This is a genomic window from Pseudomonas sp. ASL7, assembly GCF_056680375.1.
On sequence record NZ_CM155279.1, the window covers coordinates 2,251,987 to 2,275,603 of the forward strand.

A 23,617-nucleotide genomic window follows, 5' to 3' on the forward strand; every position below is an offset into this window, starting at 1 on the left:
CACGCACCACACGTCTCGCCATCGCGGCGACGTGCACGGTGCATTGCGCTTCGGCTCATGATCAGGTTTGCTCAATGAACAATAACAACGCGCTGTTGATCATCGACATGCAGCAGGAGGACGGTTTCGTCCTGGAAAACTTCGACACGGTGGTGGCTAACACGACCGCCTTGCTCGATTCCGCCCGCCGTCAGCGGATACCTGTCATCTATACCCGTCACATCAATCAGGCCGACAGCAGTGACATGCCGCGCGGCGAACCACTGGCAGCCGACGGCGGTCCGAGCAGTTACCGCGCCGGCACCCGGCAAGTGGAAATACTCGAGCAACTGGCACCGCTGCCTGGCGAGCAGGTGCTGGACAAGGGCCGCTACAGCGCCTACCACCGCACAGATCTGGATGCCCGGCTCAAGGCGCAAGGCGTCGATACGCTGATCGTCTGTGGCGTATTGACCGATGTCTGCGTCCTCAGCAGCGTGTTCGACGCGTTCGCCTTGGGCTATCACGTTCGGCTGGTCAGCGATGCCTGCACCACGACCACCCTGTCAGGGCATTACTCGGCACTGTTGATCATGGCCAACTGGGTTTACTCACTGGAGATCCTGACCAGCGCTCAATGTGCGCACGCCCTTGAATCTCGCGACTACCTGAGCTTGATCCCCGAGAGCCCGGACCTGTTCGCTCATCAACCGCATGAGTTCGAAAGCACCATCGCCCGTCTGCAAACCCACCTCGCCCGGACTCAGGAGTAATCGCCATGCAAGTCGAAAAAAGAAGCATCGATTTCATCCCTGAATCCGAACGCCATGGCCACCCCGGTTCACTGTTTTTCATCTGGTTCGGCGCCAACATGAACATCACGACCATCGCTTCCGGCGTGTTGCCGGTAGTGATGGGGCTCAATCTGTTCTGGAGTGCGCTGGCGATCATTATCGGCTCACTGTTGGGGGCGATTTTCATGGCTTCCCACTCCGCCCAAGGACCAAAACTGGGCATCCCGCAAATGATCCAGAGCCGCGCACAATTCGGCGTGTTGGGCGCGGTGTTGCCGCTGCTGTTTGTGATGCTGATCTACCTGGGGTTCTTCGTCATAGAGTCGGTCAGCCCACTGTCGGCAACGGCTAATGTCTACCTGATCGGGGCCTTGTGCTTCGTCGTTGCGCTGTATGGTTATCGCCTGATCCACCGTTTGCAGAAGTGGCTGTCGCTGCTGTCGTTGGTGGTGTTCTTTGCCGCCACACTGCTGGCGCTGCAGCTGCCGATACCTGCTGAACAATGGCTGCCAACCGGTTTCTCACTGTCGAAGTTCCTGGTAGCGGTGAGCATCGCGGTCACCTGGCAGCTGTCGTACGCACCTTATGTCGCCGATTACTCACGCTACCTGCCGAGCACAACACCCACCGCCAAAGTGTTTTGGTACAGCTACGCCGGCACGGTCAGTGGCGGCGCATGGATGATGATTCTCGGTGCGATCCTCAGCGTAGGTATCACTGACTTTTCCGGCAACGTCGGAGGTCATGTCGCCGGGCTGTTCGGCGGTGGCGCCGTGTTGTTGTTCGTGTTCATCCTGTATGGCCAGGTGTCGATCAACGTCTTCAACCTGTACGGCGCGTTCATGTCGACCATCACCGTGATCGAACCCTTTGCCCGACTCAAGGTAACGCCTCGGGTACGCGGACTGTTCATGTTGCTGATCAGCCTGTTGGCCACGGCGTTGTGCACCATCAGTCAGGACAACTTCATTAACTTCTTCCTCAACTTTATCTTCTTCATGAGCTACTTCCTGATCCCCTGGACGGCGATCAACCTGGTGGACTACTACTGCTTGCGCAAAGGCCGGTACCAGATCGATGACATCTTCAACCTGAACGGGATCTACGGGCGTATCAACTGGATCGCCTGTGGCAGCTTCCTGCTGGCAATCGCTCTGGAAATTCCGTTCATGAACACCACGTTGTATGTGGGACCGGTGGCGAGCGCGCTGGACGGTGTGGACCTGGCCTGGATCGTCGGGCTCCTGGTACCCGCGATGAGCTATTACTGGCTGATGAAGCTGGGTAAGCACACGCCAGAGATCAGCGTGGCGTTACGCTAAAAACTGAAAAGCACAACGCCGGCCCAGGGTCGGCGTTGTGCTGTCAGTGGCCCTATTCATGCAAGCGCGTTCCGGTCTGACAGTCGTCGAAAAAACCCTAAGTCCCGCCGCCCACGCCTGCCACTGCCCGCGCATAACGCTTGGTCGCCTCGGTCACGAGTTGCTTACGCTCGTCACGATCGATGAAACCTTGTTTCAGGAACTTCTCTGCAAGTCGGAGCAGTTCCTCGTATTGCTCTTGCGCAGTCATTCGAACGTCAGCCCGTTCCAGCAATTGTTGCCAGGTCGTAAGCGCTTGCGATTTCGGATCTTCGTACATGGCGACAACTCCAAAAGACCGTTTTGCGGTAGAGCGCTTCGCAAATCGGGACGTTCACCGGCGACGACGTACGGCAAGCGACGACAGGCAGCAGTTTTTCAGTATCGCCCGACCCTGCTACGCTGCGTTGAATGAAGTCGGACGATAATCACGAACTAGTGTTCCCATTGACCGCTGAGGCTGCTGAGTGTGAGAGGCCTGTCGATTGGTTTGATTGGTACCGCCATCACCCTGGCCGTGGTGGGTGTTACTGCGCATGTGTTTATGGATTGGAGAGCTGGCGAGAGCGAACGGCAGGATGCGCTGTGCCAGGCAGCACAGGAACATATCAAAACCCTTGACGTTCGAGCGCGAGCAATGGCTGCCGGACTGTCTGTCGAGGCTTATGCCGAGGCCGAGAACACGCAAGTGCACAAATTGGTCAGCGCCCTGGACACCGCCACCAATGATGCCGAGGTTGAGGCCGTCATAGACGCACACGCTGCCGAGCTGAAAGCGCAGGACGCCGCAACCGACGCAGAACTGAAAAACCAGGGAAGCCAACAGTTTCTCGAACAGAAACTCATAAAACAGCGCATAACCACTGACATCAAGCAGGAAATGGAACGCGCCGCGAAGGCCGTAGCAGATGCCTGTGATTAGTGGAGGCCTGCCACTAGCCCTTTCAGCGGGCTTGATCCCCTCATCAGAAAAGGCCCCGACTGAACGCAATGGACCACGACTAATGCGCCGTCTTTCAGGGACGCCAGAGGAAAACGGTCTAATCCGTCAGGGGGGCTGGGGGTTACACTCAACGCAGGGCTCTTGGCCAAACGTGATTAAGGAGCCTGCCAAGCATCCATTTCAGGAACTTCCTCACTCACGTCTGACAAAAGTCATTTGGCTGACTCCCGTCGAGGTATGTCGCCATGTTGTCGACTCTGGAACTGCGTCACCTCGTTGAGCAAAGCTTTCTCCCGACCCGCTGCGAATGTACTGTCGATCCACCCGCAGCGCTGACCGTTCGTTTTTATAAAAGCCCTTCGAATCAAGAAGTTCTCGTTGTTACCGGGATCTCCATTGCCCAGCTCAACACCGGTTATGCAATCGCCACCCTCATCGAGGATCTGCGAAACGACCTCGAGCGTGCCAGTTCTGCGCCTCATTACTCGATAAATCACTCTGCTAGTAGGTAGCCCAGCCATTTCCAAACCTCCTCCGGCTCCGGGCTACCAATATTGTCCTTATAAGCATCTTGCAACGTGACTTGGTTACAGAGCTGCATAGCTGGATTAAATATGCAGCCGACTGAAGCACGTCCAGTTGAGCCGTGTGTCAGGCCCGCCCCTGTCAGGTGTCGGGCCTGAGCTTACGCTTGCCTGACAATATCGACCGAGATCTCCACCGCCGCCATCGTTCCCCTGTTCTCAAGCCAATGCGTGGTGTTCCTGTCCTCGGGCCAGCCCACTCCCGGTCCATAGTCCGTGGCGACTCCATTACGATGGTCAGTGATCACTCCTTGCAGTATGTAGACAGTGCCTGGCCTGTCTTTATGGTTGTGAATCGGCCCGAAGACGCCCCCTGGTTCGATGGTCACCAAACGCATTCTAAGTTGGCGCCCTGCCATGCCCTCGATCTCAGGGCCCAGGTCAACCGTTGCAAGTAACTTCACTGCAACACCTTTAGTCTCAGGTGCCACCTGTTCGTTGCTCATTGTGCGTTCCTCCGAGTGGGAGTGAGTTCGACGCTGTCGCGATACTCCGGCACCGACACCGACCAACCCGGCTCCTGATGCGCCGGCGCAATACGTCCGAGGCATTGGGGGCCGTGGCCTTCTCAGTTGAACCTGGACAATGGCTTGACGATCGTCAAGCTGCACGGTGCTCGGTTCAACACGCTCTCGGCGGTACTGCCGATGAAACGGTCGATCCCATGATGATAGCTCGTGCCCAGCACCACCATGTCGAAGGCATTCTGTCGGGCGAAAAGTCCGATCATCTGGTGGGGGATCCCGGTCAGTAAATGTCGACGTTTTTTCTCAATGCCATAGCGTTCGGCAAGCCCCTCAAAAGCCTCTTCCTGAGCATCGTTGACCGCTTCTCTCAGACTGACGTCCAGGCTCAGCGTCGGCACACTGACGTCACTGTCCCCCAGGACTGACCAACTGCTGACGTTGAGTACATGCAAAGCGGAACCACAAGCGGCCGCCAACGTTGAGGCCAGGTCGAGAATCCGCTCATTCAGCCCATGACTGAGCTGCTCCAGATGAGACAAATCGATGGCCGCGAGAATTTTCAACGGCTTTGGCTGTCTGGCGTCGGTTACCAGATGCAACGGGGCCGGACAGTCACGCAACAACAGCCAGTCAATCGGACGGTGAAAGGCGCGGTCGAGTGCCGGCACATGATGGGTGTCCTTGATCACCAGGTCGGCATGGAAATCATTGACGTATTCGAGCACGTGCGCCGGGGTCGACTTGGCCCAGACCACTTCAGTGCTCACCTGCAAACCGATGCACCGTTGAAACCGCGCTTGCTGCTCCAGCCAGTGTCGATGCACCTGCAAATAGCCTTCCCGCGCCTGGGCCATCGCATCGTGGTTAAACAGGCCGGCGACCGCCAGTGCCTGCACATAATCGAACGAGACAATGTGCAGCACCGCACCGGTTGCACAAGCCAACGCCTGCGCTCGGTCAAACGCCGGGGTGCGGATCATTTCGGTAGACGCAATCAATAGAATTCGTTTGAGCTTCACCATCTCATACCTCGTCCTGGGAACGCTTTACCTGCCTGACTACAACCCCGACTTCCTGTCCAGGCCTCATGCAATTACTCCCTACTTGTCGAGTGAGGGCTCTGATTTTTGTCAACTAATGGGGCTTTCGCTCAGCACGCCAAATGACGGCAGGTTTACAGAGGCATTGTTGATATAGCTCAATGATTTTTCGGCGATCAGGCGTAGAAAACACGGACGGGCACTCACGGTCCGTCGCAAAGCCGAATCAGTCAGAGGACAGCGTCATGAGCGATTTGAGTCTGCGTAAAACCATTTTGGAAGAACTTGAATTCCAGCCTGAAATCGACGCCGCCAACATCGGTGTGACCGTGGACAACGGCGTCGTCACCCTCTGCGGCCACGTCAGCAGCTATGCTCAGAAAATCAGCGCAGAACGCGCGGTAAAAGGCATCAAAGGCGTACGTGCGCTTGGCGAAGAAATTGAGGTCAACGGGCAGCGTGGTCGGTGCCACGCGTGAGTAAAGTGGAAGACCATTTGCTGCTTGCTTGAGCCAAAAACCTTGGGGAACCGGCGGTTTCCCAGGGGATCAACAGGCTGCCTGCCCGGCCCGTGTCCCTTGTCGAGCCACGAACATGAAAAAGAATCACCAATGGAATCTATCGTACTTCGCGATCGCGTTTGTCGTGTTCACCCTCGCTCAATTTTTGTTTGTCGAACGTGGTGCGGTGCAGAGCATTCCATACAGTCAGTTCCTACAACTGCTGAAGGAGCAAAAGGTCAGCGATTTGCGGGTCGAGAAGGATCAGATCAGCGGCAAATTACAAGAGCCTATCGAGGGGCACACCCAGTTCTCGACAGTGCGGGTCGATCCGGCGCTGGCGACGGATCTGGTTCAATCCGGTGTCGGCTTTACCGGGGTCACCGAAAACACTTTTCTGAGTGGACTGTTGGGCTTGCTGCTGCCCTTTATGCTGATCATGGTGATCTGGCATTACCTGTTTCGTGGGCTGGCGGAAAAACAAGGGATGGGTGGGTTGATGAGCATCGGCAAGTCCCGGGCCAAAGTGTTCGTCGAGCGCGATACCGGGGTGACGTTCGCCGATGTCGCCGGAATTGATGAAGCCAAGGCCGAGCTGGTGGAAATCGTCTCCTTCCTCAAGGACAGGGCTAAATATGCTCGCTTGGGCGCGCACATTCCCAAGGGGACGTTGCTGGTCGGTCCGCCTGGCACCGGCAAGACGCTGGTGGCTAAAGCCATCGCCGGTGAAGCCGGTGTGCCTTTTTTCTCGATCTCGGGTTCCGAGTTTGTCGAAATGTTCGTCGGCGTCGGCGCCGCCCGCGTGCACGACCTGTTCGAACAGGCACGGCAGGCAGCGCCCTGCATCATCTTCATCGATGAACTGGATGCCCTGGGCAAAATGCGTGGGGTCGGCGCGTTTGGTGGTAACGACGAAAAAGAGCAGACCCTCAATCAGCTGCTGGCAGAGCTGGACGGATTTGATCCCCGTGAAGGTGTTGTCTTGCTGGCCGCGACCAATCGGCCCGAGATTCTCGACCCGGCGCTGCTACGCGCCGGACGGATTGACCGGCAAGTGCTGATCGATCGTCCTGATCGCAAAGGTCGAGCGGCGATCATTAAGGTTCATCTTCAAAAAATCACCGTGGAACCTGGCCTCGACGGCGAGCGTATTGCCGAGATCACCACCGGTTTCACGGGCGCTGACCTGGCCAACCTGGTCAACGAAGCCGCCATTGTCGCCACCCGGCGCAGTGCCGCAGCGGTCAACCTCGACGATTTCACGGCGGCGGTGGAGCGACTCGTCGCGGGGGTTGAACGCAAGAGCAGCCTGCTGCGTCCTGACGAGCGTCAGGTAGTGGCCTATCACGAGATGGGACATGCCTTGGCCGCAAGCCATCTGCCGGGCATGGACCCCGTGCACAAAGTCTCGATCGTCCCTCGCGCCATCGGCTCGTTGGGGTATACGTTGCAGCGGCCGACCGAGGATCACTTCCTCATCAGCTGCCAAATGCTCAAGGACCGGATAGTCGTCCTGATGGCCGGACGCGCCGCCGAATACCTTGCTTATGGCCAGATTTCTACCGGGGCTGCCGATGACCTGGCCCGTGCCACTGATATCGCCCGTCAATTGATCACCCGGTTCGGCATGAGTGCCGAGCTTGGCCAGTCGGTGCTGGAGCGGCAAACCGCGACTTACCTGGGCGAGCGACTGTCGGGGGGCGGTGATAAAGATTATTCGGAACAAACGGCCAGGGAAGTCGACCTGGGTATTCGTGCTCTGCTCGATGAAGCCTACGAACGAGCCAAGACCTTGCTCGAGGGTCTGCGGGCCGATCTGGATGCGGGGGCCCGTCTTTTGCTCGAAAAAGAAAACCTGACACCCGAGGAGTTTGCGCCGCTCAAGCCGATGCAAAGTGCCCCGATAGCCCTCATTTCACCGTGACGCCACCCATTATCGCTGGAGGTTCGCCATGCTGGCCGTCACGCTGATCAACACCCTGGTAGTGATCGTCGTCGTGGTGATCCACTATGAATGCCTGTCACGCCTGAACGACTGGCTACCGATGCTCAAAATCTGGAGCCGGTTCAGGATCGTTGTCGGGGTGTTCGGCGCACTGCTGGCCCACGCCATGGAAGTCTGGTGCTTCGCGCTGGTCTACTACCTGATGTCACGCTCCGGCGAATGGGGCCGCCTGACAGGCACCTTCGATGGCACATTCATGGACTGCGTGTACTTTTCCTTCACCACGTACACGACCATCGGCTTTGGCGATATTTCCCCCGTGGGCAACCTGAAGTACCTGACCGGGCTCCAGGCGCTGACCGGCCTGGTGCTCATTTCCTGGACCGCCTCGTTTCTGTTTCTCGAAATGCAACGATACTGGAAGAGCAAATAGTGACATCACTTTTTCGCCATAGCCATACAGGAGGGCCGACAGCTCGTCCTCACTGATTCTGCCCGAGGCGGGCTTGCGCCGTTCGTCCATAACTCCGGCAAATCCCCTAATGAGATGCGTGTCCGAAGACCCACCACCTATGCTTATTGCATCCCCAGATGGTGTCATATTCCATGCCTGAAACTCGTCCCTTTCAAGTTCATTACCTCAAGGCTGCATGCTCCAACTGCAGTGTATTGGAGTTGTGTCTGCCGATTGGTCTGACCGGGAAGGAGGTAGAACGCCTGGACACGCTGATCGTGCAACGCTTCAAGGTTAAAAAAGGTGCAGCGCTGTACCGCACTGGCGATCCGTTGCGCTCGCTTTACGCGGTCCGTATCGGCTCATTCAAGACCAGCATGATGTCAGTCGATGGGCGTGAACAGGTCACCGGCTTTCACATACCCGGCGAGATGCTCGGTCTGGACGCCATCAGTGCCGAAGAACACGCCTGCAATGCGATTGCCCTTGAGGACAGCGAAGTCTGCCCCATCCACTTTGCGCAACTGGAGAAACTCGCCCAGAGCCTGCCGTCACTGCAGCACAACCTTAACAAGCTCCTGAGTCGTGAAATCGTGCGTGATCACAACATGTTGATGTTGATGGGCAACATGAACTCGGACGAGCGGCTGGCGGCTTTTTTGCTGAACCTGTCGCAGCGTTTCAGTATCCGAGGCTATTCATCCAGGGACTTCGTGCTGAAAATGCGTCGCGAAGAAATTGGCTCCTACCTGGGGCTGCGTCTGGAAACCATCTGCCGGGGCATTGCGCACCTGCGGGATCAAGGACTGGTGGAAATAGCCGGTCGCGACGTCAAAATCCAGAACATGGAAGGGCTCAAGCAACTGGTCGCGGGCTGTCATCGATCCCTCAGCTAACACTTGCACGTCTGGAGCATCGTCATGCGTGCCATGGTCCTACGCATTCCCGGCCAACCGCTGCAATGGGAAGAACGCCCTATCCCGACACCCGGCGCACACCACCTGTTAATCAAAGTCCTGGCCTGCGGCGTGTGTCGCACCGACCTGCACCTGGTGGACGGCGAGTTGCCACAAGCGGTATTGCCACGTGTGCCGGGCCATGAAATCGTCGGTGAAGTGACGGCGGTGGGTGCCGACGTCGCACGCGACTGGATCGGTCAACGGGTGGGCGTGCCCTGGCTTGGCTGGACGTGCGGTCAGTGTGCGTTTTGTGAGTCTGGCCGCGAGAACCTTTGTGATCAGGCGCAGTTCACCGGTTGTCATCTGGACGGCGGTTACGCCGAGTACACCGTGGCCGACGAACGCTTCTGCTTCCCTATTCCTGAAGCACTCTCCAACACCGAAGCCGCACCGCTGTTGTGCGCCGGGCTGATCGGCTTTCGGGCCTTGCAAATGGCCAAAGGTGCACGCCACCTGGGCCTCTATGGCTTTGGGGCGGCGGCACATTTGGCCATCCAGGTCGCGCGCGGGCGCGGGCAGCAGGTGTATGCCTTCACTCGGCCGGATGACAGTGAAGGCCAGGCCTATGCCCGATCACTCGGGGCCGAATGGGCCGGCCCTTCGGATCAGCCGCCGCCGCACCTGCTCGATGCCAGCCTGATTTTCGCCCCTGTCGGTGCGCTGGTGCCGCAGGCGCTGGCGGTTACCGTCAAGGGAGGCTGCGTGATTTGCGCCGGTATTCACATGAGCGACATACCGGCCTTCCCTTATCGGCTCTTGTGGGGCGAGCGCAGCGTGCGCTCCGTAGCGAACCTGACCCGCGCAGACGGCACGGCTTTTTTTGAAGAACTGCGTCATACGCCCGTGCACAGCCATGTCACCGTGTTCGCACTGGAAGATGCCAACCAGGCGTTGGCAAGCCTCAGGGCCGGCCAGATCAAAGGGGCGATCGTGCTCACCCCTTGACACTGGGACCTGACTGTTTGACCGCCAGAATACTTCCCGGCACCGAATACAGTGCGCGTTCGGTGTTGCTGCCGATCAAGCGGTCGATCCCCACCCGATGCACGGTCCCCATCACCACCACATCCGCCAGGTATTGCTCGACAAATTCACTGATCACCGGCACCGGCAAGCCCATGACGAAATGCCGTCGCTCCGGCGGCACACCGTAGCGGTCTGCCAGGGTGACAAAAGCCAGGTGCAGGGATTCGCGCAGTTCCTCGATGAAATCCACTCCCCAGCCACCGCTGACCAGCGGCGCATCACCATTGAAAGCCGGCGACAAGTCATAGGCGTACAGCAGGTGCAACGGCGCATCGCATTGCAGGGCCAATGCGTTGGCAGTCTGGATGATGGTGTCGTTCAGCCCGCTGATTTGCGTGGAGGGGTCAAACGGGTCCACCGCCGCCACGACCCGATGCGGCAACCCGTAACGGGCCTGGTTGACCAAGTGCACGGGGATTGGGCATTCGCGAAGCAAGTGACAATCGAGCGGTGTGATGAACACCCGCTTGAGCACGGGCTCCAGGGTGACATCCTTGATCAGCAGGTCGGGTTTGAGGTCTTCGACCGCCTTTAAAATATCCAGCAGTGGATGAGTCGTGAACACGGCTTCGACCGTCACCTCCAGCCCCAGGCTGCTGAGCCGCTCGAGCTCTTCGGCCACCCAGCGACGATGGCGGCGCAGGTAGCGCTGATACCCGGCCTCGTCGATTTTTTCCTCCCATACATGCACCACCGGCGCCGGCTCGACAAAAGCCCGTACATCCAGCGCGGCCCCGCTGGCCTTGGCCAGCGCGACGGCACGCAGCATGGCGGGGGACTGATGCAGGGTTTGGTCGGCGATCAGTAACAGACGTTGATATTGACCCATCACACACCTCGGTTCGACACCAGTTCTCAAGCGCCGGTAGATTCAAGACTGCGCTCCTCGCCCCCTCCCACGGGTTGATTTACATCAAGCACACGCAAATCTACGCCTCACATCAAGGTCTCTGATCCAGATCAAATTCAAGGACCGTCAGCGGCGTAGAAAGGAATGATCCGTGTGGTTCGTCGCCGCGCGCCAACCTTTCAAACCGGATGGAGGATCACCCCATGCTCACAGTCAAAGACCACAATGATCGGGCCGCCGCAGCCTATGCCTCGGTCACCGGAAAATACTGGATCGAAGCGCTCAAGGATGGCCGCCATATATTGATCCGGCCACTGTCTGAAAAAGACCGCGAGCGTGAATACGCCTTCATCAAGCGGCTGTCCCCCGAATCCCGGCACATGCGCTTTCTGGCGCAGATCAATGAACCCGGTGCCGCCATGCTCGACCAATTGATGGACACCGATAACAAACAGCGCATGGCCTACATCGCGCTGGTCCACGACAACGGCCAACTGATCGAGATCGGTGTCAGCCGCTACGCCGCCACTGGCGAGCATGAATGTGAATGCGCCGTGACGGTTGCCGATGAATGGACGCACCTGGGCCTGGGTACGCTACTGATGGATCATTTGATCAAAGCGGCTCGCAGGAACGGTTTTCGCCAGATGTATTCGGTGGATGCCTCCAGTAATGCGCCGATGCGCGACTTGGCCAAATTCCTGGGCTTTGAGACACACAATGATCCCGATGACACCCGTCAGGTCATTCACCGCCTCTACTTGTAAAAAATCGCCCTGCGATGCACCGGCCAACGGTTCATCGCGGGGCCTTTCGATACTCAGGATTGCAACGCCCTGCCCGGTTTGATCGCCAGCACGCTGCAAGGCGCCCGGTGCAACAGTTGTTCGGCGGTGGTCCCCAACAGCTTGTTCAAACCATTGTGCTGCACCGTCCCCATGACAATGACGTCGGTGTGATGCTCAGCGGCAAAATCACAAATACACATCAGCGGTGAGCCCTCGATGAAGTGCCGGGATTGCACAGGTACGCCATGCCGTTCGGCCAAGGCCGCAAACGCCTCTCGCTGCGCCGTTCCCAAGGCTTCATAAATCCCGGTGGCCATTGGTAGTGCGCCAAAGCCGATATCCTGGGCATACACCGCCGCCCAGTCATACACATGCACCAGTTCAAGCGTGGCAACGCATTGCTCGGCCAGCTTCACCGCAGCGTCGACAATCTGATCGTTAAACACCAAGTCCTGCTCTTCGCTGCGCAGCACATCGACAATCGCCAACACATTGCGCGGCCTTGGGTGGGGTGTATTCGCCACAAGATGCACCGGCACTGGACAATCGCGCAGCAACTGCCAGTCCAGCGGTGTGAAAAACACCCGTTTCAACGCGGATTCTTCCTGGGCATCCTTTATGATCAACGCCAACGACATTTCGTTGACGAAATGCAGGACTTCCTCGTAAGGATGCTGCACCCACACCACTTCGCTGGTGACCCCGACACCGTGCTTGCTCATCAAAGCAGCTTGCTCCGCGAGCCATTGCCGATGGGTTTGCAAATACCCTTCACGGGCCAGATTGATTTGTTCAGGGGCGAACAGGCCAGCCACCGCCAGGGCCTGCAAGTAATCGAAGGCCACGATGTGCAACGGCAGTTGCATCGCGAGCGCCAACGCCGCGGCACGGTCGAACGCCGGTGTGCGGGTCATGGCGGGCGGGGCAATTAACAGTAAACGCTGAGTCTGCGACATGGGGCACCTCGGCACGCGGCCATCTGGATGGTGTGAACAGACATCCAGAATGAGCGATCCTGCTGGAGGCGACTTGATCTTTATCAGCAACAACGTCGGTCAACAATCCGTGGGTGGGCGCGCGCGACTCACCGCACGTCAGGCGGTGTTTCCTGTCAGCCGCCTGTTTGACAAAAATCAAGCCGCCTCCCTCGACCAGCAGCACAATAAGCACAAGATTCCACTGCCCACATGCAGCGTTGTCTGTGAGCACAAGCGGTTCTGCAATGATCGACGGGAGAGTTGTCATGTCTGAGCAATCACGTTTCATGCTGGTCGTCTCGCCCCTGATGGAAAACAGCCCTGCGTTCGACCGGGCCGCCGCACTGGCCAAGGCTTCAGGCGCGGCACTGCACATCGTGGCGTTCGATTACCTGGAGGGGCTGGCGACCGCCGGCATGGTCAACGAACAAGCGCGGGAGCAGATGCAACTCGGGTATGTCGAGCGCCATCGCCAATGGCTCGACGACCAGGCCCGTCCCTTGCGCAAAATCGGGGTGCACGTCACCACTGAAGTGGTCTGGGTGGAAAGACCCTTGCAGGAAATCCTCATTCACCTCAAAGAACAGCCGATGACGGCCCTGATCAAGGCACTGGAGCACGAATCGCTGCTGTCACGCCTGATGTTCACACCCCTCGATATCCATCTGCTGCGCGAATGCCCGGTGCCGTTGCATTTTGTCAGCCATGTGCGGCATGCCTTGCCGCGCAGAGTCGTCGCTGCCGTCGACCCTTTCCACCGGGATGGCCAATACGAAGGTTTCAACGACAGGATTCTGCGCGAGGCCGCAAAACTGGCGAGCACCTGTAGCGCCGAACTCGATGTGATCTATGCCCATGACCTTTCATCCATCAGCGCAGACGAATTCGGTTTCGATAATGCTTCGGCGTTTTTCTCTTCAGGCAACGCCAAGACCTTGTTCGATGCCCAGGGTGAGGCCTTCCGCGAACTGGCCGAGCGCAACGGTATCTCGCCGGAGCGCCAGCACATGATCATGGGCAACCCGGAAAAGGTACTGTCCAGTTACGCCGATGCCTATGACATTGACGTCATAGTCATGGGCCGGGTCAGCCATCGTGGCATGGGCCGATTGGTCGGCAGTACGGTGGAACACCTGCTATACAAAATGCCGTGCAGCGTGTGGGTGGTCTCACCCGAAGCACTGGAGGACTGACAGAGATATCTGCCCCGCGAATTGTCGCCAACGGAGAATGGGGTGAACGCGGACGCTGGCATCGTCCTGCCCCACCAAACAGGGCGATGGCATCCACATCTTGAACCCCATCAAGCAGATCGCATTTTGAAGGCTTCGCGTCACATACCTGAGGCAGGAGCCATCTGCGGTAGTTTCGTATGAACCTGTATCAAGGCAGCTGCCTTTCCACCGTGACCAGAGTCGGGCCGCCGGTCAAATTTCTGGGGCGCTAGGAGGCAAGTGGTTAAGATCACGACTAATTTTAGAGTGGCTATAAGAGGGTGTACCCGTCTGCCGCGAAGGTCCTATGGGATGTTTTGCTCGCGCCCAGTGCCGGCACATGGCAATAGCCATTGCGTCCCCGAGGTCCCTGCACATCCATTGAATGTCTCTCAATCGAGGAAGCAATCATGGCAAAAGTACTGGTTCTCTATTACTCAATGTACGGCCACATCGAAACCATGGCCAACGCTGTAGCCGAGGGTGCACGCGCCGTGCCTGGCGCCCAGGTGACGCTCAAGCGTGTCGCCGAGACCATTGCGGCTGCGCAGGCCGCCACCATTGGCGTCAAGCTCGACCAGCAGGCACCGGTGGCGACACCTGCCGAGCTGGCCGATTACGACGCGATTATCTTTGGCACGCCGACCCGCTTTCGCAACATGGCCGGCCAGATGCGCACCTTTCTCGATCAGACCGGAGGCCTATGGGCCAGCGGCGCGCTGGTCGGCAAGATCGGCAGTGTCTTCGCCTCGACAGGCACCCAGCACGGTGGTCAGGAAACCACCATTACCTCGTTCCACAGCACACTGTTGCATCAGGGCATGATCATCGTGGGTGTGCCTTACACCTGCGCAGGGCTGACCAACATGAGTGAAATAACGGGCGGCACGCCCTATGGTGCGACCACCCTGGCCGGGGCCGACGGGAAACGCCAACCGTCGCAGAATGAACTGGACATAGCGCGCTTCCAGGGCAAGCACGTAGCGGAACTTGCAAACAAACTCGCCGGTTGACGCAATCACGTAGTTCGCGCTGTTAACGTTTTCTGAATTCGCAGTTTTCATTGCGTCGCGACGTGAAATCGTGCGGCATTGAAACGCGTCGCCCCCCGAGTTAATGCTGTTCAGTTAAGGATTTTGTAGGAGCGAGCGTGCTCGCGATGGACGTCAGGGCGCCGTGTTCATCCAGGCAGCCGCGCGTAATCGTTAACGTCCATCGCGAGCAAGCTCGCTCCTACAGCAGATCACATCGCTTAAATGAACAGCATTACCCGCCCCGAGCCGACTTTTTCACTGATTCACCCTTCTCCTCATGTCAGGTTCTGCACCTAATCTGATATGAGGATTTTTCCATGGGCCGTTTTTCACGAATCCGGGGCGATTCACCTGGCACGTGCAAACTAGTCAGAACCGCCGAGTTCAGGCTTACTGGCAGTACTCGGGTTTCGACTCTTACTAGGCCTCTGAATGGATCGCTACGCCCCACGCCCCTGGCTACCCCATGAAAGACCTAGCCTGCCCGGCTCGCCTTCGACGCCTGAACACCCCCTCCCAAAACGCTTGGCCTTTGCGCTGGTCAGCTTGCTAGTGGCATTGACCGGTGGCCTGGGAAACTCGCTGGTGATTGCCAATTTGCCTTACCTGCAGGGCGTCCTCGGCGCGACAACTGCCGAAATGGCCTGGCTGCCGGCCGCTTACGTCATGACCAACGTGTCGATGAACCTGCTGCTGGTGAAATTTCGTCAGCAGTTCGGCCTGCGCGCGTTCACCGAGGTGTTTTTGGTGCTCTATGCCCTGGTGACCTTCGGCCACTTGTTCGTCAACGACTTGAACTCGGCAATCGCCGTCCGGGCCGCCCACGGCATGGTCGGCGCGGCGCTGAGTTCGTTGGGCTTGTATTACATGATTCAGGCGTTTCCGGCGAAATGGCGGATGAAGGCCTTGGTGCTGGGGCTGGGCATTTCGCAGCTGGCCTTGCCGCTGGCCCGGCTATTCTCCGAAGACCTGCTGCAAATTGCCGAATGGCGCGGGCTCTATCTGTTCGAACTGGGCATGGCACTGCTGTCGCTGGGCTGCGTATTCTTGCTCAAGTTGCCGCCGGGCGACCGCTTCAAAACCTTTGAAAAGCTCGACTTCCTGACCTTTGTCATTCTCGCCAGCGGTGCGGCGTTGCTCTGTGCCGTGCTGTCGCTCGGCAGGATCGACTGGTGGCTGGAAGCGCCGTGGATCGGTGTCGCATCGGCGGCGTCCATTGCGCTGATCCTCACCGGGCTGGCCATCGAGCACAACCGCAGCAACCCGATGTTGATGACTCGTTGGCTCGGCAGCGGTGCGATGATTCGCCTGGCCCTGGCGGTTATTTTGATTCGCATGGTGACCTCGGAACAATCCACAGGGGCCGTGGGTTTCATGCAAACGCTGAACATGAGCTATCAGCAGTTGCACAGCCTGTACGTAGTGATGTTCGTTGGCAGCATCGCCGGCCTTGTCACCAGCGCCCTGACTATCGACCCCAAGCACCTGCTCATGCCGCTGATCATCTCCCTGGCGCTGATGGCCGTCGGCTCAGTGATGGACAGCCATTCGAACAACCTGACCCGGCCGGAAAATCTGTACTTCAGTCAGTTTTTGCTGGCCTTCGGCGGAACATTTTTCCTCGGCCCGACCATGGTCCTGGGCACGCGAAACGTGCTGACCAACCCACGCAATCTGGTGAGCTTCTCGGTACTGTTCGGGATCTGTCAGAACCTCGGCGGCTTGATCGGTGCGGCGCTACTGGGGACGTTCCAGATCGTGCGCGAGAAGTTTCACTCCAACAACATCGTCGAGCATCTGACCTTGCTCGATCCCCGCGTCGAAGCAAGAGTGCAGAGCGGCGGTTCAGCGGTCGGCTCACTGATCGCCGACCCCAGCTTGCGTAATCTTCAGGGTATTCGCAGCCTGGCCACGGCCGCTACCCGTGAGGCCAATGTGCTGGCCTATAACGATGTGTTTATGCTGATCGCGGTGATTGCCGTGCTGACGATGATCTGGATCTCGATTCGCGCCCTGTGGCTGATGAGCACCACAACAGCCGTCGCCCCGGCGCCTGCCACTCCTTCCGTACAACCCAGCGGTGCCTCTTCTTCATGACCGAACCGACCATCACCACAACCAATGCCATCGCTGCCACCCCTGAAGGCGTGGGGCCACCGTCCACGCCCGCCACCGAGCCTCGTTCGTTGCCCGTGCGGATCATTTCCTCCATGGGTTTCGCGGCAATTGCACTGGTTGGCGTACTGATCGTGTTGTACGCCTGGCAACTGCCGCCGTTTGGCAGCGCGGTCGAGACCACGGAAAACGCCTTGGTGCGCGGCCAGGTGACGATCATCGGCCCGCAGCTCAGCGGTTACGTCTACGAAGTGCCGGTTCAGGACTTTCAGTTTGTGAAGGCCGGCGACCTGCTGGTGCGCCTTGATGACCGGATCTACAAGCAGCGCCTCGATCAATCCCTGGCGCAACTGGCGGTGCAGAAAGCAGCACTGGCCAACGTGGTGCAGCAACGCAACAGCGCTGAGGCGACCATCAAATTGCGCCAGGCCGCCATTGCTGACAGTCAGGCCCAGGCGCGTAAAAGCGAGGCTGATTTACGACGCAACGAAGCGCTGGTCAATGACGGCTCGGTGTCCAGACGCGAGCTGGACGTCACCCTGGCGGCAAACGCTCAGGCCGTTGCGGCGGTAGCCCAGGCCCAGGCCAGCCTGGAAATCGCTCGACAGGACCTGCAGACGGTGATCGTCAATCGAGGCTCCCTGGAAGCCGCGGTGGCCAGCGCAGAAGCGGCGGTGCAGTTGGCGCGGATCGACTTGTCCAACACCCGCGTCATTGCACCGCGCGACGGCCAGCTTGGGCAAATCGGCGTGCGTCTTGGCGCCTATGTCAACTCGGGTGCGCAGTTGATGGCGTTGGTGCCGAACCAGTTGTGGGTGATCGCCAACATGAAGGAAACGCAGATGGACAACGTAATGGTCGACCAACCGGCGAGCTTCACTGTGGATGCACTGAACCACCGTAAATTTCATGGTCGGGTGCAACGGATTTCCCCGGCAACCGGGTCGGAATTCAGTCTGTTGCAAGCGGACAATGCCACCGGCAACTTCGTCAAGATTGCCCAGCGGGTGCCGGTGCGGATCGCGGTTGATCCGGGTCAGGAGCAAATGGATCGGCTGCGACCGGGAATGTCGGTAGTGGTGAGCATTGATACTGCTGCGCAAACGGTCGCCGCCGAAAATCCGTAGGTATTGATCGGCGTGATTTGGCTGGTACGGCGTAAACGTCAGCCATAGCATTGGGTGAGTTCGTTGCCTCTCCGGCAGGGAAGGCAACAATAGACGCTAATACTCAACGCCCGGAAAGCCGCCCCCTGACTAACGCTGCCATTCGAAAGGACGATCAGAACAACAAGGTCCGCTGCACCCACACGTGTTCTATCCTTGCATCCATCTACCGCCCCGGAGATCTAAATGCCTAACCCTGAAACCACCCTTCTCCAAAGCTGGCACCACAACGCCCAATCCTGGATCGAGGCCATTCGCACCGGCGCCATTGAAAGCCGTCTCAACGTCACCGACCAGGCAATCCTGCTGGCGGTGCTGGGCCGCCAACCCGAACGCGTGCTTGACCTGGGTTGCGGCGAGGGCTGGCTGTTGCGCGCGCTGGCGAAACGGGGCATCGAGGCGGTCGGTGTGGATGGCGATGCGACGCTGGTCGAGGCCGCGCGGGCGGCGGGCTCTTCGCAGGTGCATTTGGCGAGCTATGAAGCGTTGGTGGAGGCGAAGGTGGACATCGGCTGCGGCTACGATCTGATCTGCGCCAACTTCGCTCTGCTGCAGCAGGACATCATCCCGCTGCTGGCCGCCATGAACGCCCTGCTCGCCCCTGGCGGCGCGCTGGTGATCCAGACGCTGCATCCGTGGACCGTCGCGGCGGGCAATTATCAGGATGGCTGGCGGGAAGAGACCTTCACTGGCTTCAAGGGGCAGTGGCAGCCCATGCCGTGGTACTTGCGCACCTTGTCCAGTTGGCTCAATGCCCTGGACATGGCCGGTTTTAGGCTGGTCGGCCTGCAGGAGCCGCAGCACCCGCAAAGTCCTGAGCCGCAATCGTTGCTGTTGGTGGCCGAGCAGCGGAGTTGAGTTTCAGTCAATGAGCTCGGACAAGGCGAACCGCCTGGCCGGATTCGGCCTGTCTGAGGAAAAAAGACCGTCCCTCAGGCTCAGCTAAGTTTCGTTACGTACCTTCTCCTACGCGCACATTTGGCGCTGCTCAGGAGAGGCTATCCGCCTATGAAACCCGCAATAGCCGGCTGGCTAAATAAAGTACCTGAAGTGACGTTGTCATTCTGGGTGATCAAGATTTTGTCCACGACCGTGGGTGAAACCGGCGCTGACTTTCTGGCCGTCGATGTCGGCTTCGGTGCTGGCTGGACCAGTATCGGCATGGCAGCGTTGCTGGCCATCGCACTGTTCTGCCAACTGCGCACTAAAGCCTACACGCCCTGGATCTACTGGCTGACCGTCGTACTGGTGAGCATTGTCGGGACACAAATTACCGACATTCTCACAGACATGCTGAACGTCAGCCTGTACACCAGCACAGCCGTTTTTTCCGCCCTGCTCGCCCTCAACTTTCTGGTCTGGTACCGGGTGGAACACAACGTGTCGATCCGTGAAATCATCACGCCGCGGCGGGAGATGTTCTATTGGGCTACCGTGCTTTGCACCTTTGCCCTTGGCACCGCCGCCGGTGACCTGGCGACCGAAGCTCTGGGCCTTGGTTTCACCCTCGGCGCGGTGATTTTCGGTGCGTTGATCGCTGCCACACTGGTGGCCTGGCGCATGGGCTGCAATATGGTGTTGACGTTCTGGATCGCCTACATCCTGACGCGTCCATTCGGCGCCTCCCTCGGCGACTTGCTGACCCAGGCCAAAACCTACGGTGGCCTTGGAATGGGCGCCGCCTGGACCAGTGCCATCTTCCTGTGCGTCATTGTCCTGCTGGTTGCGGTCGCGCAAATCAGCACCGGCAATCGCAAAGCAATCACTCAGTAAACGCTCAAGAGCCCATCAAGGAATCGTTATGCGCCAGATTCAAAACATCATTCGCCACGTCGCCATCGTTTCGTCGATTTTTTTGCTCAGCATCGCCGCCGGCTGTTCGAAACCTGCCGACAAGCCCAATGCAGGTGCCAGCTCCGGTTCGGTGAGCACGCAAACCCAATCGGGCTCAAAACTGGGAGACCTGTCCGAGTTCCGCAACATTGCCGCCGACGTTGCCGTGCTTGTCGACAAAAATGATCTGCCGGGCGCGAAAACCCGCATCAAGGATCTGGAGACCGCCTGGGACTCCGCCGAAGCCGGTATCAAACCTCGCGCTGCCAGCGACTGGCATGTGGTAGACAAGGCAATTGACCACGCACTCGATGCCCTGCGCGCCAGTAACCCGCAACAGAACGACTGCAAGGCCATGATGAGTGAATTGTTGAAGGCCTTCGATTCACTGAAGGGCACCGCATGATCCCCAGGCAGCGCTGATCCACAGCGGACAAACGCTTGCACAGGTGTTTCAATACAGGCGCGACGGTCATGACGGTCGCGCCTTTTTTCTGGAGCGGGAAATGCGGATATTGTTGGTCGAAGACGACTCGATGATTGGCGATGCCATCCAGGGCGCCCTGAACGATGCGAGCTACGCCACTGACTGGGTAAAAAACGGTCTCACCGCGCTGGCGACGCTGGAAACCCAGCACTACGATCTGGTGCTGCTGGATCTGGGTTTGCCCGGGAAAGACGGGCTGGATGTACTCGACAGTATTCGCGGCCGAGACAACCCGGTGCCATTACTGATCATCACCGCACGAGACAGCCTCGATGACCGCCTGCGCGGCCTCGACGGCGGCGCCGACGACTACATGCTCAAACCCTTCAACATGGCGGAGCTGCTGGCCCGTATGCGCGCCGTGCTTCGCCGCAAAGGTGGCAGCGCCCTGTCGGTGCTGGACAACGGCGTGGTTTCGCTGGACCTGATCTACAAACAAGCCACCACCGCAGAAAATCGCGACGTCCAATTGTCCAGTCGCGAGTTCGCCCTGTTGCAGGCACTGTTGATGCGGCCGGGCGCAATCCTCTCGCGCACTGACCTTGAAGACCGCATCTACGGTTGGGGCAATGAAGTGGAAAGCAACGCGGTGGAGTTTCTGATTCACGCGCTACGGCGCAAGTTAGGCAACCATGTCATCAAGAACGTCAGGGGGATGGGATGGATGGTTTCAAAAAGCGCTTGAGGGACTCGGTTCAATTACGGCTGTCCGTCACGCTGTCGCTGGCCATCCTGATCGTAGCGGTGGTGGCCGGGATTTTTGCTTTCGCCTCGGCATTCGATGAAGCCCACGAAATGCAGGACGCTACGTTGCATCAGGTGGCCGTCCTGTTTGATCGGCAGCAGATGCCCCTGCACTATCCCACCAGTAACGAGGTCGATGGCGACAACGAAGAATCCAGGGTCATCGTGCAATACCTGGCCGACGGCAGCAAAGCGATCGGCAACGATGACGCCCTGATACCACTGCCCTTCCCCACAACGCTGGCCGACGGCTTATCGACCCTGACTGTCGCTGGCGAAGACTTTCGTGTGCTGGTCAGAACCACAGCCCGCGGCGAACGCATCGTCGTCGCCCAGGAAACCGGCGCACGCGACAAGGAGGCCCGCGAAAGCGCCTGGCATAGTCTGCTGCCATTTTTCATTCTGTTTCCTGTGCTGCTGCTCGTGGTGGGCGATCTGGTACGCAAACTGTTCCGCCCCATTGCGACCCTCTCGGCTGAAATCGATGGACGCGATGAACAGGCCTTGCACCCGATCGACGAACGCCACCTGCCAACCGAGATCCGGCCTTTCGTCGTGGCCATCAATCGCTTGCTGGCACGCGTCGCGCAGTCCATGGAAAACCAGCGTCGCTTCGTCGCCGACGCCGCCCACGAACTGCGTTCGCCCATGACAGCCCTGTCCCTGCAAGCCGAGCGGCTGGCAGCCACAGCGATGCCGGCGCCAGCGCGTGAGCGCCTGTTGCCGTTGACCCAGGGAATAGAGCGCGGCAGAAAACTGATCGATCAACTGTTAAGCCTGGCGACGGCACAATCAACCTCGAACCGGCCACAGGCAACGGTTTCAATCCATGAAGTCTATCGACGCGTACTGGAGGATTTATTACCGCTGGCAGATCGTAAGGGCATCGATATTGGTGTTGAAAGTCTTGAGGACGCGCAGGTCATCATCAACGAAACCGACCTGCTAATACTGGTCAGGAATCTGGTGGATAACGCGATCCGTTATACCCCCGCAGGTGGACGAATCGACCTATCGGTAGAGCGGGTACAGGAGACGATCCTCCTGCAGGTCAAGGACTCGGGACCCGGTGTCACCGAAGACGAACAAACGCGGGTGTTCGATCCGTTTTACCGTAGCGTGGGAACCGATGAAGCAGGGTCCGGGTTGGGGCTATCCATCGTCAAGGCGATAGCAGATCGCACCGGGGCTCAGGTTCGATTGGGCTTCGCGGACGAGATAAACAAAAGCGGACTCTGTGTCTCGGTCTGGTTGAAAGCAGGCCAGCGTTGAAGCGGCCGGCGCTGCGAAGTGCGGCGCTGGGGTGATCATGGGACTCTGCTCGAGCACCTGGTTCGAGACAGATTCTGGAAATTTAGAGCGGGTGGCCAAGAATGCGCAGGGACTGTCCCTAAATCATCACATCCATCGCTTCAGTGAAACCCCATAACTCATAAAATTTACTCATCGGTAACGAGAAAATTACTGATCCTGCCGGGTACCGGTGCCGCGATCGGCCCTGAACCCGAATAGCTGATTTTTCGGAGTAAAGCATGAGTGCATCACAAAAGGTTGTCGTCGTCACCGGCGCATCGCAAGGCATAGGCGCTGAAGTCGTGAAGGCGTTTCGAAAGCTCGATTACCGCGTTGTCGCGACCTCTCGTACGATCAAGCCCTCGGACGACCCGAACATCCTGGCCGTAGCGGGTGATATCGGTGATCCGTCGACCGCCCAGCGTGTCATTTCGCAAGGTGTCGCGCGATTTGGCCGGATCGACACGCTGGTGAACAACGCCGGCATCTACATCGGCAAGCCGTTCACCGAATACACCACCGACGACTACAACGCCGTCATGAACGTGAATATGGCTGGCTTCTATCACATCACCAAACTGGCCATCGCCGAAATGGAAAATCATGCGAGCGGCCACGTGGTGACTGTCACTGCCAGCATCGACAACGGCATCAGTGGCGCACATATGGCACTGGCGGCGATGACCAAGGGTGGCTTGAACGCCGTCACCAGGGCGCTGGCTATTGAATATGCCAAGCAAGGCATCCGAGTGAACGCCGTCGCGCCGGGCGTCACCAAGACACCTATGCATCCTGTGGAATACCACGACATGCTGGGCGGCTTCCATCCGCTGGGTCGCATGGGCGAAGCGAGCGAAGTCGCCAGCGCCGTCGTGTTCCTGGATTCGGCAGAGTTCATCACGGGAGAAATCCTGCACGTCGACGGCGGCCAGAGCGCCGGTCGGTAAGGGACACCAACGCAGCCCTTTGCCGCGATCGCGAAGGGCTCTACATGACACTTCCAAAGTGACGGCGGCACTGGTATCTCGCTGACTTTTCTGTCTGCCGGACGGATTGCATTCGAC

General features: G+C 58.6%; 25 protein-coding genes and 1 pseudogene. 21 read left to right on the forward strand and 5 right to left on the reverse strand.

Annotation, left to right across the window (positions count from 1 at the left end):
• Window positions 1-74: 74 nt before the first annotated feature.
• Together AC1MDT_RS10240 and AC1MDT_RS10245 are read left to right on the forward strand one after the other, a co-directional pair.
• The gene (locus AC1MDT_RS10240; RefSeq protein ID WP_480421905.1) at window positions 75-752 is read left to right on the forward strand and encodes a cysteine hydrolase family protein; all 678 of its coding nucleotides are present in this window, start codon (window positions 75-77) and stop codon (window positions 750-752) included.
• A gap of 5 nt (window positions 753-757) precedes the next feature.
• Complete coding sequence (locus AC1MDT_RS10245; protein ID WP_480421906.1) at window positions 758-2,095, forward strand: purine-cytosine permease family protein; 1,338 nt, start codon at window positions 758-760, stop codon at window positions 2,093-2,095.
• A gap of 97 nt (window positions 2,096-2,192) precedes the next feature.
• Here AC1MDT_RS10245 and AC1MDT_RS10250 read toward each other — a convergent pair whose 3' ends face one another.
• Window positions 2,193-2,414, reverse strand: a complete 222-nt coding sequence (locus tag AC1MDT_RS10250; protein WP_480421907.1) for a hypothetical protein — start codon at window positions 2,412-2,414, stop codon at window positions 2,193-2,195.
• Between the two features lie 210 nt (window positions 2,415-2,624).
• Between AC1MDT_RS10250 and AC1MDT_RS10255 the strand changes: the two genes are divergently transcribed.
• Together AC1MDT_RS10255 and AC1MDT_RS10260 are read left to right on the forward strand one after the other, a co-directional pair.
• The gene (locus AC1MDT_RS10255) at window positions 2,625-3,056 is read left to right on the forward strand and encodes a hypothetical protein (RefSeq protein ID WP_480421908.1); all 432 of its coding nucleotides are present in this window, start codon (window positions 2,625-2,627) and stop codon (window positions 3,054-3,056) included.
• A 266-nt stretch (window positions 3,057-3,322) separates the two neighbouring features.
• A complete protein-coding gene (locus AC1MDT_RS10260) occupies window positions 3,323-3,589 on the forward strand; it encodes a DUF1652 domain-containing protein (RefSeq protein WP_480421909.1) in 267 nt (88 codons plus the stop codon).
• A 173-nt stretch (window positions 3,590-3,762) separates the two neighbouring features.
• Here the strand turns inward: AC1MDT_RS10260 and AC1MDT_RS10265 are convergent, their stop codons facing one another.
• Together AC1MDT_RS10265 and AC1MDT_RS10270 are read right to left on the reverse strand one after the other, a co-directional pair.
• Complete coding sequence (locus AC1MDT_RS10265) at window positions 3,763-4,107, reverse strand: cupin domain-containing protein (protein WP_480421910.1); 345 nt, start codon at window positions 4,105-4,107, stop codon at window positions 3,763-3,765.
• A 122-nt stretch (window positions 4,108-4,229) separates the two neighbouring features.
• Window positions 4,230-5,150, reverse strand: a complete 921-nt coding sequence (locus AC1MDT_RS10270) for a universal stress protein (RefSeq protein ID WP_480421911.1) — start codon at window positions 5,148-5,150, stop codon at window positions 4,230-4,232.
• Between the two features lie 263 nt (window positions 5,151-5,413).
• On the opposite strand from AC1MDT_RS10270, the pseudogene AC1MDT_RS10275 reads away from it, so the two are divergent.
• From AC1MDT_RS10275 to AC1MDT_RS10295, 5 genes and pseudogenes are all read left to right on the forward strand, one after another.
• Window positions 5,414-5,617 (forward strand): annotated as a pseudogene (locus tag AC1MDT_RS10275) (BON domain-containing protein); the annotation flags it as partial.
• A gap of 145 nt (window positions 5,618-5,762) precedes the next feature.
• Window positions 5,763-7,592 carry an ATP-dependent zinc metalloprotease FtsH gene (ftsH, locus tag AC1MDT_RS10280; protein WP_480421912.1) on the forward strand — a complete coding sequence of 610 codons (1,830 nt, stop codon included), beginning with the start codon at window positions 5,763-5,765 and terminating at the stop codon, window positions 7,590-7,592.
• A gap of 28 nt (window positions 7,593-7,620) precedes the next feature.
• Window positions 7,621-8,046 carry a potassium channel family protein gene (locus tag AC1MDT_RS10285; RefSeq protein WP_480421913.1) on the forward strand — a complete coding sequence of 142 codons (426 nt, stop codon included), beginning with the start codon at window positions 7,621-7,623 and terminating at the stop codon, window positions 8,044-8,046.
• Between the two features lie 173 nt (window positions 8,047-8,219).
• Window positions 8,220-8,963, forward strand: a complete 744-nt coding sequence (gene fnr, locus AC1MDT_RS10290; RefSeq protein WP_480421914.1) for a fumarate/nitrate reduction transcriptional regulator Fnr — start codon at window positions 8,220-8,222, stop codon at window positions 8,961-8,963.
• A gap of 24 nt (window positions 8,964-8,987) precedes the next feature.
• Entirely contained in the window at window positions 8,988-9,971 is a 984-nt protein-coding gene (locus AC1MDT_RS10295; protein WP_480421915.1) for a zinc-dependent alcohol dehydrogenase family protein, read from the forward strand.
• Here AC1MDT_RS10295 and AC1MDT_RS10300 read toward each other — a convergent pair.
• Complete coding sequence (locus AC1MDT_RS10300; RefSeq protein ID WP_480421916.1) at window positions 9,961-10,881, reverse strand: universal stress protein; 921 nt, start codon at window positions 10,879-10,881, stop codon at window positions 9,961-9,963. The two genes, AC1MDT_RS10295 and AC1MDT_RS10300, sit on opposite strands and share 11 nt — an antisense overlap.
• Before the next feature lie 224 nt (window positions 10,882-11,105).
• Between AC1MDT_RS10300 and AC1MDT_RS10305 the strand changes: the two genes are divergently transcribed.
• The gene (locus tag AC1MDT_RS10305) at window positions 11,106-11,669 is read left to right on the forward strand and encodes an N-acetyltransferase family protein (protein ID WP_480421917.1); all 564 of its coding nucleotides are present in this window, start codon (window positions 11,106-11,108) and stop codon (window positions 11,667-11,669) included.
• Window positions 11,670-11,722: 53 nt separating this feature from the next.
• Here the strand turns inward: AC1MDT_RS10305 and AC1MDT_RS10310 are convergent, their stop codons facing one another.
• Window positions 11,723-12,646, reverse strand: coding sequence for a universal stress protein (locus AC1MDT_RS10310; RefSeq protein ID WP_480421918.1), 924 nt, complete (start codon window positions 12,644-12,646; stop codon window positions 11,723-11,725).
• A gap of 49 nt (window positions 12,647-12,695) precedes the next feature.
• Here AC1MDT_RS10310 and AC1MDT_RS10315 point away from each other — a divergent pair, with 49 nt between their 5' ends.
• The 11 genes from AC1MDT_RS10315 to AC1MDT_RS10365 all read left to right on the forward strand — a co-directional run bounded on the left by AC1MDT_RS10315 (window position 12,696) and on the right by AC1MDT_RS10365 (window position 23,500).
• Window positions 12,696-12,941: a hypothetical protein gene (locus AC1MDT_RS10315; RefSeq protein ID WP_480421919.1), complete on the forward strand. Its 246-nt coding sequence runs from the start codon at window positions 12,696-12,698 to the stop codon at window positions 12,939-12,941.
• Complete coding sequence (locus AC1MDT_RS10320) at window positions 12,934-13,860, forward strand: universal stress protein (protein ID WP_480421920.1); 927 nt, start codon at window positions 12,934-12,936, stop codon at window positions 13,858-13,860. Before AC1MDT_RS10315 ends, AC1MDT_RS10320 begins: the two co-directional genes overlap by 8 nt.
• 431 nt (window positions 13,861-14,291) lie before the next feature.
• Complete coding sequence (wrbA, locus tag AC1MDT_RS10325) at window positions 14,292-14,894, forward strand: NAD(P)H:quinone oxidoreductase (RefSeq protein WP_480421921.1); 603 nt, start codon at window positions 14,292-14,294, stop codon at window positions 14,892-14,894.
• Between the two features lie 453 nt (window positions 14,895-15,347).
• Window positions 15,348-17,012, forward strand: coding sequence for an MFS transporter (locus AC1MDT_RS10330; protein WP_480421922.1), 1,665 nt, complete (start codon window positions 15,348-15,350; stop codon window positions 17,010-17,012).
• Window positions 17,009-18,157 (forward strand): HlyD family secretion protein, encoded by a 1,149-nt coding sequence (locus AC1MDT_RS10335; protein WP_480421923.1) that lies wholly within the window; start codon window positions 17,009-17,011, stop codon window positions 18,155-18,157. Before AC1MDT_RS10330 ends, AC1MDT_RS10335 begins: the two co-directional genes overlap by 4 nt.
• A 225-nt stretch (window positions 18,158-18,382) precedes the next feature.
• Complete coding sequence (locus AC1MDT_RS10340) at window positions 18,383-19,054, forward strand: class I SAM-dependent methyltransferase (protein WP_480421924.1); 672 nt, start codon at window positions 18,383-18,385, stop codon at window positions 19,052-19,054.
• 150 nt (window positions 19,055-19,204) lie between these two features.
• The gene (locus AC1MDT_RS10345; RefSeq protein ID WP_480421925.1) at window positions 19,205-19,969 is read left to right on the forward strand and encodes a COG4705 family protein; all 765 of its coding nucleotides are present in this window, start codon (window positions 19,205-19,207) and stop codon (window positions 19,967-19,969) included.
• A 28-nt stretch (window positions 19,970-19,997) separates the two neighbouring features.
• Entirely contained in the window at window positions 19,998-20,435 is a 438-nt protein-coding gene (locus tag AC1MDT_RS10350; RefSeq protein WP_480421926.1) for a hypothetical protein, read from the forward strand.
• Window positions 20,436-20,535: 100 nt separating this feature from the next.
• The gene (locus tag AC1MDT_RS10355) at window positions 20,536-21,201 is read left to right on the forward strand and encodes a response regulator (RefSeq protein WP_480421927.1); all 666 of its coding nucleotides are present in this window, start codon (window positions 20,536-20,538) and stop codon (window positions 21,199-21,201) included.
• Window positions 21,177-22,532, forward strand: coding sequence for an ATP-binding protein (locus tag AC1MDT_RS10360; RefSeq protein WP_480421928.1), 1,356 nt, complete (start codon window positions 21,177-21,179; stop codon window positions 22,530-22,532). Before AC1MDT_RS10355 ends, AC1MDT_RS10360 begins: the two co-directional genes overlap by 25 nt.
• A 260-nt stretch (window positions 22,533-22,792) precedes the next feature.
• Complete coding sequence (locus AC1MDT_RS10365) at window positions 22,793-23,500, forward strand: SDR family NAD(P)-dependent oxidoreductase (protein WP_480421929.1); 708 nt, start codon at window positions 22,793-22,795, stop codon at window positions 23,498-23,500.
• The last annotated feature ends 117 nt before the right edge of the window (window positions 23,501-23,617 follow it).

Coding starts and splice junctions, on each gene's coding strand:
- AC1MDT_RS10270 (WP_480421911.1), bottom strand. CDS start 5,150: ATGGTGAAGCTCAAACGAATTCTATTGATTGCGTCTACCGAAATGATC.
- AC1MDT_RS10355 (WP_480421927.1), top strand. CDS start 20,536: ATGCGGATATTGTTGGTCGAAGACGACTCGATGATTGGCGATGCCATC.
- AC1MDT_RS10350 (WP_480421926.1), top strand. CDS start 19,998: ATGCGCCAGATTCAAAACATCATTCGCCACGTCGCCATCGTTTCGTCG.
- AC1MDT_RS10240 (WP_480421905.1), top strand. CDS start 75: ATGAACAATAACAACGCGCTGTTGATCATCGACATGCAGCAGGAGGAC.
- AC1MDT_RS10315 (WP_480421919.1), top strand. CDS start 12,696: ATGAGCGATCCTGCTGGAGGCGACTTGATCTTTATCAGCAACAACGTC.
- ftsH (WP_480421912.1), top strand. CDS start 5,763: ATGAAAAAGAATCACCAATGGAATCTATCGTACTTCGCGATCGCGTTT.
- AC1MDT_RS10335 (WP_480421923.1), top strand. CDS start 17,009: ATGACCGAACCGACCATCACCACAACCAATGCCATCGCTGCCACCCCT.
- AC1MDT_RS10330 (WP_480421922.1), top strand. CDS start 15,348: ATGGATCGCTACGCCCCACGCCCCTGGCTACCCCATGAAAGACCTAGC.
- AC1MDT_RS10320 (WP_480421920.1), top strand. CDS start 12,934: ATGTCTGAGCAATCACGTTTCATGCTGGTCGTCTCGCCCCTGATGGAA.
- AC1MDT_RS10300 (WP_480421916.1), bottom strand. CDS start 10,881: ATGGGTCAATATCAACGTCTGTTACTGATCGCCGACCAAACCCTGCAT.
- AC1MDT_RS10340 (WP_480421924.1), top strand. CDS start 18,383: ATGCCTAACCCTGAAACCACCCTTCTCCAAAGCTGGCACCACAACGCC.
- AC1MDT_RS10305 (WP_480421917.1), top strand. CDS start 11,106: ATGCTCACAGTCAAAGACCACAATGATCGGGCCGCCGCAGCCTATGCC.
- wrbA (WP_480421921.1), top strand. CDS start 14,292: ATGGCAAAAGTACTGGTTCTCTATTACTCAATGTACGGCCACATCGAA.
- AC1MDT_RS10345 (WP_480421925.1), top strand. CDS start 19,205: ATGAAACCCGCAATAGCCGGCTGGCTAAATAAAGTACCTGAAGTGACG.
- AC1MDT_RS10265 (WP_480421910.1), bottom strand. CDS start 4,107: ATGAGCAACGAACAGGTGGCACCTGAGACTAAAGGTGTTGCAGTGAAG.
- AC1MDT_RS10260 (WP_480421909.1), top strand. CDS start 3,323: ATGTTGTCGACTCTGGAACTGCGTCACCTCGTTGAGCAAAGCTTTCTC.
- AC1MDT_RS10245 (WP_480421906.1), top strand. CDS start 758: ATGCAAGTCGAAAAAAGAAGCATCGATTTCATCCCTGAATCCGAACGC.
- AC1MDT_RS10310 (WP_480421918.1), bottom strand. CDS start 12,646: ATGTCGCAGACTCAGCGTTTACTGTTAATTGCCCCGCCCGCCATGACC.
- AC1MDT_RS10360 (WP_480421928.1), top strand. CDS start 21,177: ATGGATGGTTTCAAAAAGCGCTTGAGGGACTCGGTTCAATTACGGCTG.
- AC1MDT_RS10285 (WP_480421913.1), top strand. CDS start 7,621: ATGCTGGCCGTCACGCTGATCAACACCCTGGTAGTGATCGTCGTCGTG.
- AC1MDT_RS10295 (WP_480421915.1), top strand. CDS start 8,988: ATGCGTGCCATGGTCCTACGCATTCCCGGCCAACCGCTGCAATGGGAA.
- AC1MDT_RS10250 (WP_480421907.1), bottom strand. CDS start 2,414: ATGTACGAAGATCCGAAATCGCAAGCGCTTACGACCTGGCAACAATTG.
- fnr (WP_480421914.1), top strand. CDS start 8,220: ATGCCTGAAACTCGTCCCTTTCAAGTTCATTACCTCAAGGCTGCATGC.
- AC1MDT_RS10365 (WP_480421929.1), top strand. CDS start 22,793: ATGAGTGCATCACAAAAGGTTGTCGTCGTCACCGGCGCATCGCAAGGC.